The organism is Vagococcus intermedius (assembly GCF_029144185.1).
GTDB lineage: Bacteria > Bacillota > Bacilli > Lactobacillales > Vagococcaceae > Vagococcus_D > Vagococcus_D intermedius.
This window is the reverse complement of the sequence record NZ_CP110232.1, coordinates 1,524,678-1,537,623: the sequence shown is the minus strand read 5'-3', so window position 1 is coordinate 1,537,623 and position 12,946 is coordinate 1,524,678. Positions and strand designations below refer to the sequence as shown.

At 37.4% G+C, this 12,946-nt stretch carries 10 protein-coding genes; 9 read left to right on the top strand and 1 reads right to left on the bottom strand.

The features are described from left to right. Positions 1-25 precede the first annotated feature (25 nt). On the top strand, positions 26-4,363 hold the full coding sequence (locus OL234_RS07160; protein ID WP_275468563.1) for a PolC-type DNA polymerase III: 4,338 nt from the start codon (positions 26-28) through the stop codon (positions 4,361-4,363). Between the two features lie 13 nt (positions 4,364-4,376). On the opposite strand, the gene OL234_RS07155 is transcribed toward OL234_RS07160, so the two are convergent. Further along, entirely contained in the window at positions 4,377-5,213 is an 837-nt protein-coding gene (locus tag OL234_RS07155; protein ID WP_275468562.1) for a metallophosphoesterase, read from the bottom strand. 316 nt (positions 5,214-5,529) lie between these two features. Here OL234_RS07155 and rimP point away from each other — a divergent pair, with 316 nt between their 5' ends. From rimP to ribF, 8 genes are all read left to right on the top strand, one after another. Next, the gene (gene rimP, locus OL234_RS07150; RefSeq protein WP_275468561.1) at positions 5,530-6,003 is read left to right on the top strand and encodes a ribosome maturation factor RimP; all 474 of its coding nucleotides are present in this window, start codon (positions 5,530-5,532) and stop codon (positions 6,001-6,003) included. Between the two features lie 26 nt (positions 6,004-6,029). Further along, positions 6,030-7,220 carry a transcription termination factor NusA gene (nusA, locus tag OL234_RS07145; protein ID WP_275468560.1) on the top strand — a complete coding sequence of 397 codons (1,191 nt, stop codon included), beginning with the start codon at positions 6,030-6,032 and terminating at the stop codon, positions 7,218-7,220. 19 nt (positions 7,221-7,239) lie between these two features. Then, positions 7,240-7,539, top strand: a complete 300-nt coding sequence (gene rnpM, locus OL234_RS07140) for an RNase P modulator RnpM (RefSeq protein ID WP_275468559.1) — start codon at positions 7,240-7,242, stop codon at positions 7,537-7,539. After that, positions 7,529-7,834 (top strand): YlxQ-related RNA-binding protein, encoded by a 306-nt coding sequence (locus OL234_RS07135; RefSeq protein ID WP_275468558.1) that lies wholly within the window; start codon positions 7,529-7,531, stop codon positions 7,832-7,834. Before rnpM ends, OL234_RS07135 begins: the two co-directional genes overlap by 11 nt. Positions 7,835-7,846: 12 nt before the next feature. Beyond that, the gene (gene infB, locus OL234_RS07130) at positions 7,847-10,414 is read left to right on the top strand and encodes a translation initiation factor IF-2 (protein ID WP_275468557.1); all 2,568 of its coding nucleotides are present in this window, start codon (positions 7,847-7,849) and stop codon (positions 10,412-10,414) included. Positions 10,415-10,441: 27 nt separating this feature from the next. After that, complete coding sequence (gene rbfA, locus OL234_RS07125) at positions 10,442-10,792, top strand: 30S ribosome-binding factor RbfA (protein WP_275468556.1); 351 nt, start codon at positions 10,442-10,444, stop codon at positions 10,790-10,792. 152 nt (positions 10,793-10,944) lie between these two features. Then, positions 10,945-11,859: a tRNA pseudouridine(55) synthase TruB gene (truB, locus tag OL234_RS07120; RefSeq protein ID WP_275468555.1), complete on the top strand. Its 915-nt coding sequence runs from the start codon at positions 10,945-10,947 to the stop codon at positions 11,857-11,859. A 30-nt stretch (positions 11,860-11,889) separates the two neighbouring features. After that, positions 11,890-12,840 carry a riboflavin biosynthesis protein RibF gene (gene ribF / locus OL234_RS07115; RefSeq protein WP_275468554.1) on the top strand — a complete coding sequence of 317 codons (951 nt, stop codon included), beginning with the start codon at positions 11,890-11,892 and terminating at the stop codon, positions 12,838-12,840. Positions 12,841-12,946 lie beyond the last annotated feature (106 nt).

Genomic DNA, 12,946 nt, shown 5'->3' with positions numbered 1-12,946 from the left:
AACAATAAAAAAGGAGGGCAAGATAATGTCTTTAAATCCTAGAGAGTTATTTGATAAATTACTCGATCAGATGGGATTTCAATCTGATGAAAAGAGACTACCAGCTTTTTCAGAAGGGGAAGTTTCCAAAGTCGTTGTTCATAAAAAAAGTCGTTGTTGGGAATTTCATTTACAATTTAAAAACATTTTGCCAATAGAGATATACACCCGTCTCTACCAACAATTGCATCATGCTTTTGATGGAATTGCCCAAGTCCAATTGCATGTGCGTACTCAGGACAGTAACTATGATCAAGAGATGTTACAGTCCTATTGGTCATATGGTTTACAACAAGCACAATGTAATCAAGCCGTAGTGAATGGGGCTTTAAAAGAGCAATTACCGTTTGTTGAAGATGATCAACTTATTATTTTGGTAGAAAATGAAGGGATTATTGAGTATTTAAAAAAACAATATCTACCAGAAGTCGAACAAGCTTACCAACGGTTTGGCTTTCCTAAATTTCGTTTAATACCGAAAGTAAATCAAGAAAAGGCTCAAGCTAATCAGCAAGCTTTTGCAGAACGCCAACAACAACAACAAGTTCGTATGATGGAAGAAGCTGCAGCCGCTCTAGAAAAAAATGAGCAAATAAAGCAACAGAAAAAAAATGAGCCAGTGACCTTAGAAGGGCCGATTCAGTTAGGACGTACAATCAACTCAGATGAAGTTATTTTGCCAATGAGTCAAATTATTGATGAAGAGCGCACAGTCACAGTTGAAGGGTACGTTTTTGATGTTGAGGTAAGAGATTTACGTTCGGGACGTAAAATATTAATTGTTAAAATTACAGATTATACGTCGTCTTTTGCGGTGAAAAAATTCTCGAACAATGCTCATGATGAAGCTGTCTTTGAAGCAATCAAAAAAGGGCAGTGGTTGCGTGTTCGTGGAAGTGTACAAGAAGATACTTTTATGAAAGACTTAGTAATGAATGCGCGAGATTTAATGGAAGTGAAAAAAGCTGGACGAAAAGATACAGCACCAGCTGATGAAAAACGTGTGGAACTTCATTTACATACAAACATGAGTACAATGGATGGTATTACCGGAGCTAGCGACTTAGTAGCACAAGCAGGTGCTTGGGGAATGCCGGCCATAGCGATCACAGATCACGGTGGTGCTCAGAGCTTTCCGGACGCCCATCAAGCAGGGAAAAAACATGGGGTTAAAATATTATATGGGATTGAAGCTAATATAGTAGATGACGGTGTTCCAATCGCTTATAATCCAGAGCATCTTTCTTTAACTGATGCGACTTACATTGTATTTGACGTTGAGACCACTGGATTATCAGCGGTTTATGATACGATTATTGAATTAGCAGCAGTCAAAATGCACAAAGGAAATATTATTGAGACGTTTGAACAATTTATTGATCCAGGTCATCCATTGTCAGAAACAACCATTAGTTTAACAGGGATTACTGATGAGATGGTCCGTGGTTCTAAGTCGGAAGAAGAAGTTTTAAGACTATTTCGTGAGTTCTGTGATCAGGATATTTTAGTAGCTCATAATGCTAGTTTTGACATGGGATTTTTGAATACTAGTTATGAAAAATATGAGATTCCCGAAGCGCCTAATCCAGTTATTGATACATTGGAATTATCACGTTTCCTACATCCAGAGTGGAAGAGTCATCGTTTAAATACTTTGGCTAAAAAGTATGGTGTCAATTTAGAGCAACATCATCGAGCTATTTATGATTCAGAAACGACTGGACAGCTGTGTTGGATTTTCTTAAAAAAAGCTCAAGAAGAGCATGGTATTCAGTATCATGATGAGTTAAACGAACATGTCGGTGAAGGAGATGCTTATAAACGAGCCCGGCCATTTCACGCCATTATTATGGCAACGACTCAAGCTGGTTTAAAAAATCTCTTTAAATTAATCTCTATGTCAAATATTGATTATTATTACCGAGTACCTAGGATACCACGGTCACAATTAACAAAATTACGTGAAGGGTTAATTGTCGGATCGGCTTGTAGTGGCGGTGAGATTTTTGAGGCGATGATGCAAAAAGGAATCGAAGAAGCTAAAAAACGTGCCAAATTCTATGATTATATTGAAATTATGCCCAAAGCAGTCTATGCCCCTTTGATTGAGCAAGAACTTGTCAAAAGTGAGTCAGATTTAGAAGAAATTATTGGCAATTTAGTTAAAATAGCTGATGAATTAGATAAACCTGCTGTTGCCACGGGGAATGTTCATTATTTAAATAAGACAGATTCTATCTATCGTAAAATTTTGGTCAATTCGATGGGAGGAGCAAATCCCTTAAATCGTCATTCCTTACCAGAGGTTCACTTTAGAACAACAAATGAGATGCTAACAGAATTTTCATTTTTAGGTGAAGAGACGGCTAAACGAGTGGTCGTAACCAACAGCCAATTAATCGCCAGTTGGTGTGAGGAAGTCACACCGGTTAAGACAGATCTTTATACACCTAAAATTGAAGGGTCGGAACAAGAAATCACAGATTTGAGTTACAATGAAGCGAAGCGTTTATATGGAGATCCTTTGCCAGATATTGTAGAAAAGCGTCTGAAAAAAGAACTGGATAGTATTATTGGTAATGGCTTTTCAGTTATTTATTTGATTTCTCAAAAGTTAGTGCATAAGAGTTTGAAAGATGGTTATTTAGTAGGATCTCGTGGATCGGTCGGCTCGAGTTTTGTTGCGACGATGACAGGAATTACCGAGGTCAATCCTTTAGCACCACATTATCGTTGTCCAAAATGCCAATATACGGAATTCTTTGAAGATGGTTCAGTAGGGTCTGGTTTTGACTTGCCAGAAAAACCTTGTCCTGAATGTGGGAATCGCCTATTCAAAGACGGTCACGATATTCCCTTCGAAACCTTTTTAGGATTCCATGGCGATAAAGTGCCAGATATTGACTTGAACTTCTCAGGTGATTATCAACCTGAGGCTCACAATTATACAAAAGTACTTTTTGGTGAAGAGTATGTTTATCGGGCAGGGACGATTGGAACAGTAGCGGACAAGACGGCTTATGGTTTTGTTAAGGGTTACGAACGTGACAATAATCTTGAGTTACGCAGTGCTGAGATTGACCGATTGGCTAAAGGGTCAACAGGTGTCAAGCGCACAACAGGACAGCATCCGGGGGGAATTATCGTTATTCCTGATTATATGGATGTTTATGATTTCTCACCAATACAATTTCCAGCTGACGATCAAAATTCAGAATGGAAAACGACTCATTTTGATTTCCATTCAATTCATGATAACGTCTTAAAATTAGATATTTTAGGACATGATGATCCAACTGTTATTAGGATGCTACAAGATCTTTCTGGGATTGATCCTAAGACAATTCCGACAGATGATCCTGAAGTAATGCGAATCTTTTCTGGGCCACAAGTACTAGGCGTAGAACCAGATCAAATTCACTCTAAGACAGGTTCTTTAGGAATTCCAGAGTTTGGAACAAAGTTTGTTAGAGGGATGTTAGAGCAAACCCATCCAACGACCTTTGCCGAATTATTACAGATTTCCGGTTTGTCTCATGGTACCGATGTTTGGTTAGGCAATGCAGAAGAATTAATTCGTAAAGGTCAAACAACGCTAGCAGAAGTAATTGGGTGTCGTGATGATATTATGGTTTACTTGATACACAATGGTTTAGAAGATGGTCTAGCATTTAAAATTATGGAGAGTGTTCGTAAGGGGAAAGGTATACCCGATGAGTGGCAGGCAGAAATGAGAGCTGTTGGTATTGCCGAGTGGTATATTGACTCGTGTTTAAAAATTAAATACATGTTCCCTAAAGCTCATGCGGCAGCCTATGTGTTGATGGCGTTACGTGTAGCATATTTTAAAGTTTATTATCCAATTCTTTATTATGCAGCCTATTTTTCGGTGCGTGCTGATGACTTTGACTTAGTTGCTATGTCTAAAGGCAAAGATGCTGTAAAAGCTCGCATGAAAGAGATAATGGATAAAGGGATGGAGGCTTCCACTAAAGAAAAAAATCTGCTTACAGTCCTAGAGTTATGTAATGAAATGATTGAACGTGGTTATAAATTTAAAATGATTGATTTATATAAATCAGATGCGGATAATTTTGTTATTGATGGTGATACTTTGATAGCACCGTTTCGTGCTGTTCCAAGTTTAGGTCAGAATGTGGCCAAACAAATTATAGCAGCACGAAAAGAACAAGAATTTTTATCAAAAGAAGACTTGGCTAATCGTGGTAAAGTTTCGAAAACACTGATTGAATATATGACAGAAAACAGTGTCTTAGATGGTCTTCCTGATGAAAACCAGTTATCTTTATTCGATATGTTATAAAAAAAATAAGCCCTTAGGGCTTATTTTTTTTAGTTAAGATAACATTTATAAGGTGAGGTTTATTATTTATCCGAAAGGGAAAACGACTGTTACTTAATCCTCGGCTCACAATCAGGTAAGTAGTCGAGCGAGTCACCTCTTGGTATAAGCCATTTGTATAACGGGGGAACCAACCTTGATTTGGAGACAAAAGCCCATCGATTAAGGGTAAGCGAATCTGTCCACCATGGGCATGGCCGGAAAAAATTGCTATAACGTTGTCTTTTTCATCAAAATTTGTAAGGTACTCGTGGAAATGTTCTGGATGGTGTGCTAAGAGTAGATTGATTGTATGGTTTGGTAGCGATTCTTGTCTTTTTTTATTAAGAGAGGTCACATTATTTTTTAAACCAATGATCCCTATCTTATGTTGGTTGATATAAATCGTTTCGTAATCATTTTCCAAAAGGGTTGCGCTAGACTGTGACAGTAATTCTCGCCAATAATTAAAATCAGAGCATGTCGGTTCGTGATTGCCTTCAATAACATATGTTGGGGCAATAACGGCAATATCATTAATGAATTGCTGAATGGTTGTCGTAGCTAAATCTTCAGTTCGATCGATTGTATCTCCCGTAATAAAAATTAAGTCAGGTTTGACCAGACGGATTTCTTTTAATAAAAACTCTTTGTCAACTCTCAAGCGTTTTAAGTGAATATCTGACAAGTGTGTGATTTTTAATCCATCCAATTCAGCTGGAAGTGATGTTAAAGGTAGTGGCAGTGATTCTATTTCTAATTGTCGATTCGTCCAATAGCCATATAGACAAAATGATAGAAGTAAGATGAGTAAACTAAGTATGATAAACATAGCAGAACCTCCTAAGTGTGAAAATAAGTTGCCTTAACTCGTATTATAAAAGGAGAATAGATTAACCCCTATCCATTTAGGTACTTTTTAATGCTTTATTAAGTCTCTTAAGTAATTATTAATAAAAAAGTAGCTTAAAACTTCAAAAGAAGACCGTACCGTGAAAATAAAAGGACATGAAAGCATGCTGTGTTGAGTTTTCAGAAAAAATATGTTATACTAGTCAAAGATTGATACTTGATGGGAGAGTGAGCGAAGGAAACACCGCTCACTCTTTTTGATGGATAAACAGATTCCCGTGAAGGAGGCGAATGGATTGAGTAGTGTAGTGGAAACTGTTACAAAGGTTGTCACGCCAATCTTAGAAGAGCAAAACTTTGAGTTAGTAGATTTAGAATTCGTGAAGGAAGGTAAAAACTGGTTTTTACGTGTCTTTATCGACAAACTGAACGGCATTGATATTGAGGATTGTGCCTTAGTGAGTGAAAAGCTCAGTGACGCATTGGATGAGATGGATCCAGATCCAATTCCCCAAGCGTACTTCTTAGAAGTCTCTTCACCTGGAGCAGAAAGACCGTTGAAAAAAGAAGCCGATTATGAAAATGCAATTGGTGAGTATATTCATGTGTCACTATATACGACAGTAGAAGGCGACAAACAGTTTGATGGCTTCTTAAAAGAGCTAACACCTGAGACATTGACCTTAACAGTAAAAATAAAAACAAGAATAAAAGATATCACTTTCGAGCGTAGTAACATTGCTAAAGCTCGATTGGCGATTCAGTTTTAGACCAAGATAATGGAGGCGCAGTAAAGATGAGTAAAGAAATGTTAAATGCTTTAGAGGCATTAGAGGTTGAAAAAGGCATTTCAAAAGAGATTGTGATCGAAGCGTTAGAAGCAGCATTGGTTTCTGCTTATAAACGTCACTACGGTCAAGCTCAAAATGTGGAAGTGGAATTTGATGCTAAAAAAGGCAACATCCATGTATATGCCGTAAAAGAAATTACTGAAGAAGTAATGGATTCACAATTAGAAGTGAGTTTGAAGGAAGCTTTAATGTTAAATGGTGCTTATGAATTAGGTGACACGGTTCGCTTTGAAGTGACGCCTAAAGATTTTGGTCGTATTGCAGCACAAACTGCCAAGCAAGTGATTTTACAACGTGTTCGTGAAGCCGAACGTACGATTATTTACAACGAATTCAGTGCTTATGAAAATGATATTATGCAAGGAATTGTTGAAAGACAAGATCATCGATATATCTATGTTAACTTAGGAAAGATTGAAGCGGTTTTATCACGTCAAGATCAAATTCCTAATGAAGTATACCAACCACATGATCGTATCAAAGTGTATGTTTCAAAAGTGGAAAATACCTCTAAAGGCCCACAAGTTTTTGTTAGCCGCAGTCATCCTGACTTATTGAAACGATTGTTTGAACAAGAAATCCCAGAAGTTTACGATGGGGTTGTCGAAATCGTAAGCATCGCTCGTGAAGCTGGTGATCGTGCGAAAGTAGCCGTTCGTTCACAAGATGAAAACGTAGATCCAGTTGGAACGTGTGTCGGACAAAGAGGACAGCGTGTCCAATCAATTGTCAATGAATTAAAAGGCGAAAATATGGATATTGTTGAGTGGAACGAAGACCCAACTGTTTATATTGCTAATGCCTTAAACCCAGCTCAAGTTGTAGATGTAACTTTTGATGAGAGTGGTAAAGCATGTACAGTAGTGGTACCAGATTACCAATTATCATTAGCAATCGGTAAGCGCGGACAAAATGCTCGCTTAGCGGCAAAATTAACAAACTTTAAAATTGATATTAAATCTGAATCAGATATGGAAGCGATTCGTAGCCAGCAAGCAACAGAAGCTACAGTTGAAGACATTGCTGTGGAAGATATAGTAGAAGAAACACCAGAGGAAGCAATTGTTGCGGAAGAAGCAGTTGTCTTAACTGAGGAAGTCACTGAAAGTGATGTAGTAAATCAAGAAGCAGAATAATCCTAGGAGGCGAAGATAGATGAAACAACGTAAAATTCCTTTAAGAAAATGTGTCGTTTCGGGCGATATGAAACCTAAAAAAGAAATGATTCGAATTGTCCGTTCTAAAGAAGGCGATGTGGCAATTGACCCAACTGGAAAAATGCCAGGTCGAGGAGCTTACATTTCTATTGAGCCAAAAGTTGTCCAAAAAGCTTGGGATAAGCAAATTTTAAATCGCCATTTGGAAGCTGATTTAACTGATGATTTTTACCAAGAATTATTAGATTATGTTAGTCACCAAAAAGCAAGACAGGAATTATTCGGAAATGACAAATAGCCAAAAGGTATTAAATTTATTAGGTATGGCAACTCGAGCAGGCAAATTAGTTTCAGGGGAAGAATTGACTATTGCAGATATTCGTTCTCAAAAAGCTAAAATTGTCTTTGTTGCAACAGACGCTAGTCCTAATACAATCAAAAAGATTCAAGATAAGAGTGCTTATTACAATGTCAAATGTGTCAATGAGTTCACTCAATTGGAACTTAGCCAAGCTGTTGGTCGCAGTCGAATGATTTTAGGAGTTTGCGATCAAGGGTTTGCTAAAAAGTTTCAGGAGTTACTAACAAAATAGGAAGGTGATTGCATGGGTAAAAAAAGAGTACATGAATTAGCGAAAGAAATGAACCAAACAAGTAAAACGCTGGTTGATCGCGCGCAGACACTAGGTATGAATTTAACGAATCATATGGAAGTCCTTAGTTCCGACCAAGAGACAAAATTGAAGCGTGCTTTTGGAGGAACTTCCTTTAAAAGTAAAGAATCATCCCCAACTGTTAATTCAGAAAAAACTGGTAAACCAGTATCTAATAATGCACTAAAATCACAATCTAGCCAACAAAAAAATACAGAACATAGAAAAGGAAGTACTGTGGCAGCATCAGGAGCCAGAGAAAAACAAAATAAGCCTATGACAAATAATAAAAATACCGGTTCTAACCAACCAAATAAAAATAATAACCGCCCACAACAAGGTGGTCAAAACCGTCCACAAGGACAAACAAATACACCTAACCGCCCGCAACAAGGTGGTCAAAACCGTCCACAAGGACAAGCAAATACAACTAACCGCTCGCAACAAGGTGGCCAAAACTGTCCACAAGGACAAGCAAATACAACTAACCGCCCGCAACAAGGTGGTCAAAATCGTCCACAAGGACAAGCAAATACAACTAACCGCCCACAACAAGGTGGTCAAAACCGTCCACAAGGACAAGCAAATACAACTAACCGTCCGCAACAAGGTGGTCAAGGTGGACAAAATCGTGGTAACAGTAACTACCGTGGTGGTCAAGGCGGTAATTATAATAACCGTAATCGCTTTAAAAAAGGACGTAAAAAACAATATCCTGCATCAAATAAACCAGCTGTACCAGCTCGTAAATTTAAAGAATTACCTGAAGTTTTAGTTTACACTGAGGGTATGAATGTTGCGGACATTTCTAAAAAAATCTACCGTGAGCCAGCTGAAATTATCAAAAAACTATTCATGATGGGCGTAATGGTTAACCAAAATCAAGCTTTAGATAAAGATACAATTGAGTTATTAGCTGCTGATTATGGTATCGAGGCAGAAGAAAAAGTTCAAGTTGACGTAGCTGATATTGATAAATTCTTCGAAGAAGAAGCCATCGTTGAAGAAAACTTAGTAACTCGTCCACCTGTTGTCACTATTATGGGACACGTCGATCATGGTAAAACGACGTTACTAGATACTTTAAGAAATACAAAAGTTACTTTAGGTGAGGCTGGTGGTATTACACAGCATATCGGAGCTTACCAAGTTGACGTTGACGGAAAAACAATCACTTTCTTAGATACACCAGGACATGCTGCCTTTACAAGTATGCGTGCTCGTGGAGCAAGTATCACAGATGTTACAATTCTTGTTGTAGCAGCTGATGATGGTGTGATGCCACAAACAATTGAAGCGATTAATCATGCCAAAGCGGCAGAAGTACCAATTATTGTCGCTGTTAATAAGATTGATAAACCAGGTGCTAACCCAGACCACGTGATGCAACAATTAAGTGAATATGAATTAATTCCAGAAGCTTGGGGGGGCGATACGATTTTCGTACCAATCTCTGCCAAATTCGGTGATAATATTGATGAATTATTAGAAACTATTGTCTTAGTTTCTGAAGTTCAAGAATTACAAGCTGATCCAACACAACGTGCTATTGGTAGTGTAATTGAAGCTCGTCTTGATAAAGGTAAAGGGCCAGTTGCAACGTTATTAGTGCAACAAGGAACGCTACGTGTCGGAGATCCGATTGTAGTAGGAAATACCTTTGGTCGTGTTCGTGTTATGACAAATGACTTAGGTCGTCGTGACAAAGAAGCGGGACCGGCTACACCGGTAGAAATTACTGGTTTAAATGATGTACCTCAAGCAGGGGATCGTTTCGTTGTCTTTGAAGATGAAAAAACAGCCCGTGCAGCAGGTGAAGAGCGTGCTAGTCGTGCTTTATTACAACAACGTTCAACAACAACAGCCATTACGTTAGATAATTTATTTGATAGCTTGAAAGACGGCGAAATCAAAGACGTTAATGTTATTATTAAAGCTGATGTACAAGGGACAGCTGAAGCTTTGGCTGCTAGTTTGAAAAAAATTGAGGTTGAAGGCGTCCGTGTTAAGATTGTTCATTCAGCTGTAGGTGCTATTAATGAAAGTGATGTTACTTTAGCTGCTGCCAGTGGCGCGATTGTTGTCGGATTTAATGTTCGTCCTACGATTCAAGCTAAGGAACAAGCTGATGCTGATGAAGTAGATATCCGTCTACACCGTATTATCTATAACGTTATTGATGAGATTGAAACAGCAATGAAAGGGATGTTGGACCCAGAATTTGAAGAACAAATTACAGGTCAAATGTTAGTTCGTGAAACGTATAATGTTTCTAAAGTCGGAACAATTGCTGGTTGTTATGTCACTGATGGTTCTGTTAAACGCGATAGTGGTGTCCGCTTAATTCGTGATAATATTGTTATTTTCGAAGGAAAATTAGCAAGCTTAAAACGCTTTAAAGATGATGCCAAAGAAGTGAAAATGGGATTTGAATGTGGTGCCATGATAGAAGATTACAACGATGTAAAAGTTGATGATGTTATTGAAGGCTTTGAAATGGTTGAAATCAAAAGAAAATAAATCTTAAAATAGAAATGAGGAATATTCATGGTAAAATATCGTGATCGCCGAGTAGGGCAAGAAGTTCAACGTGAAGTAAATGATATTCTTCAAAGACGCGTCCGTGACCCTCGTGTTGAAGGCGTAACTATTACAGATGTTCGTGTGACTGCTGATTTACAGCAAGCTACGATTTTCTATAGTATCTTATCAGATAAAGCATCTGATATGAAAAAAGCACAAACTGGGCTAGAAAAAGCCTCAGGATTGATTCGTAAAGAATTAGGTGAACGCCTAAGAATTTATAAAACGCCAGAATTGATGTTTGAGCGTGATGAATCAGTTGCTTACGGAAGCAGAATTGATGAATTGATTAGAAATTTAAATAAAAATGACTAAAGTCATTTAACTAAAAATCACTCCCTTAGAATTAACTTTAAGGGAGTGATTTTTTGATTAATTATTATAAAAATTTATAGCAGATTGTCGGTAAAAAAGAGTGCTATATGCTATAATAAACAGGTTATTAGATAAAAAGGCGAGGTCGAAAAATGGACGGAATTTTACCTTTATGGAAAGAGCGCGGCATGACAAGTCATGATTGTGTCTTTAAACTAAGAAAAATATTAAAAACAAAAAAAGTGGGTCATGGTGGAACCTTAGACCCTGATGTAGATGGTGTTTTACCGATTTGTATCGGTAAAGGAACTAAAGTGATCGAATATTTACAAGATAGTGGCAAGATATATGTTGGAGAAATTACATTGGGTTACACGACGACAACGGAAGATGTTAGTGGTGATATTGTTGAGAAGACGCCAGTTTTAGAAATGTTAGAAACAACGTTAATTGATGAAACCATGAATCAAATGGTTGGAACAATTACTCAAATTCCTCCAATGTATTCAGCGGTTAAAGTCAATGGTAAACGATTGTACGAGTATGCTCGAGAAGGATTGGAAGTTGAAAGACCGGAAAGAAAAGCAGTGATTGATTATTTTAAACGGACATCAGAGCCAGTGTACAATGTTGAAAAACAAACGTTATCATGGCGATTTGAAGTTGGATGTGGTAAAGGTACTTATGTTAGAACACTAGCTGTTGATACAGGTGCTAAATTGGGGTACGCAGCTCATATGTCGGACCTGACACGTGTCTCTAGTGGTGGATTTTCAGCGGGACAGTGTTTAACTCTAACCCAAGTGTCTGAAAAAATGGCAGGTGAAGAGTTTGATTTCTTGCAGCCAATCGAGCAAGCTATGTCGCTATTTCAACGTTTGGATTTAACAGATTTAGAGTACCAATCAGTTAAAGATGGCGGATTTTTAAAGGTAAATGATTACTGCACATTAAATCCTTCAGAATTAATTGCCGTTTATCATAACCAGTTATTAGTAAGTATCTACGGACAACATCCAACTAAACTAGAATTTTTCAAACCAATTAAAGTCTTACGTAATAATTAGTCAGAAATGATAAGTAAAGGAAGTTAGCAAATGGAAGTTATTGAGATACATCATCCGTATAATGAACAACAAATTCCAGAAGAAGAAGTCGTACTTGTCTTAGGTTTTTTTGATGGTGTTCATTGTGGGCATCAAGAAGTAATCAGACAAGGACAAGAAGAAGCTAAAGCCAAAGGTCTAAAATTAGCAGTGATGACTTTTAATCAACACCCTTCAATTGTTTTTCAAAAAATAAATCCTGCTACAATGAAATATTTAACAACTATCGAACAAAAAGCAGAGCATATGAAACGTTTAGGTGTAGATTATTTATATGTGGTCGAATTCACCTCAGCTTTTGCAGGCTTATCGCCTCAAACTTTTGTTAATCAGTATATGATAGGGTTGCATGCACGTGTTGTTGTAGCAGGTTTTGATTATACTTATGGGCCAAGAGATATCGCTACAATGAATAATTTACCTAATTACGTTAAAGGACGTTTGGAGATTGTAACAGTTCCGAAACAAGTTGACTCTGAGCAGAAAATCAGTTCGACTGCTATTCGTGAACAAATGCAAGTTGGTAATATGGAGCAAGTTACACGCTTCTTAGGCTATCCTTATGAAATAGAAGGGACAGTTGTCCATGGTGATGCTAGGGGACGTACTTTGGGATTTCCTACAGCTAATATTAAAGTATCTTCAATGTCGCGTTTGCCTCGTAAAGGGGTTTATGCGGTTACTATTCAAGTGGCAGGAAAATGGTATTGTGGGATGGCGCAAATCGGTCGTAATATAACTTTTGAACCTGGACGTGATATTACAGTTGAAGTTAATATTTTAGATTTTAACCAAGATATTTATGGAGAACAAGTCCGGGTTGCTTGGCATCATTATTTACGTGATGAAGTGAAATTTAGTGGCGTTGAAGGGTTAATTTCACAACTTAAACAAGACCAAGTTGAGACTGAAAATTATTTTTCTAATTGGTCAAATAACTGATATTAGTAAATAAAAAACTTAGTAAAACTATCACTAGCTAAATTTGTGTAGCTTATGATAGTTTTATTTTATGAATAATAATTAAACGAAAGACTATTTTGCATAG

Excerpts from the sequence above, each read along its gene's own strand:
- OL234_RS07160 (WP_275468563.1), top strand. The coding sequence starts at position 26 with ATGTCTTTAAATCCTAGAGAGTTATTTGATAAATTACTCGATCAGATG.
- OL234_RS07155 (WP_275468562.1), bottom strand. The coding sequence starts at position 5,213 with ATGTTTATCATACTTAGTTTACTCATCTTACTTCTATCATTTTGTCTA.
- nusA (WP_275468560.1), top strand. The coding sequence starts at position 6,030 with ATGAGTAAAGAAATGTTAAATGCTTTAGAGGCATTAGAGGTTGAAAAA.
- rnpM (WP_275468559.1), top strand. The coding sequence starts at position 7,240 with ATGAAACAACGTAAAATTCCTTTAAGAAAATGTGTCGTTTCGGGCGAT.
- OL234_RS07135 (WP_275468558.1), top strand. The coding sequence starts at position 7,529 with ATGACAAATAGCCAAAAGGTATTAAATTTATTAGGTATGGCAACTCGA.
- infB (WP_275468557.1), top strand. The coding sequence starts at position 7,847 with ATGGGTAAAAAAAGAGTACATGAATTAGCGAAAGAAATGAACCAAACA.
- rbfA (WP_275468556.1), top strand. The coding sequence starts at position 10,442 with ATGGTAAAATATCGTGATCGCCGAGTAGGGCAAGAAGTTCAACGTGAA.
- truB (WP_275468555.1), top strand. The coding sequence starts at position 10,945 with ATGGACGGAATTTTACCTTTATGGAAAGAGCGCGGCATGACAAGTCAT.
- ribF (WP_275468554.1), top strand. The coding sequence starts at position 11,890 with ATGGAAGTTATTGAGATACATCATCCGTATAATGAACAACAAATTCCA.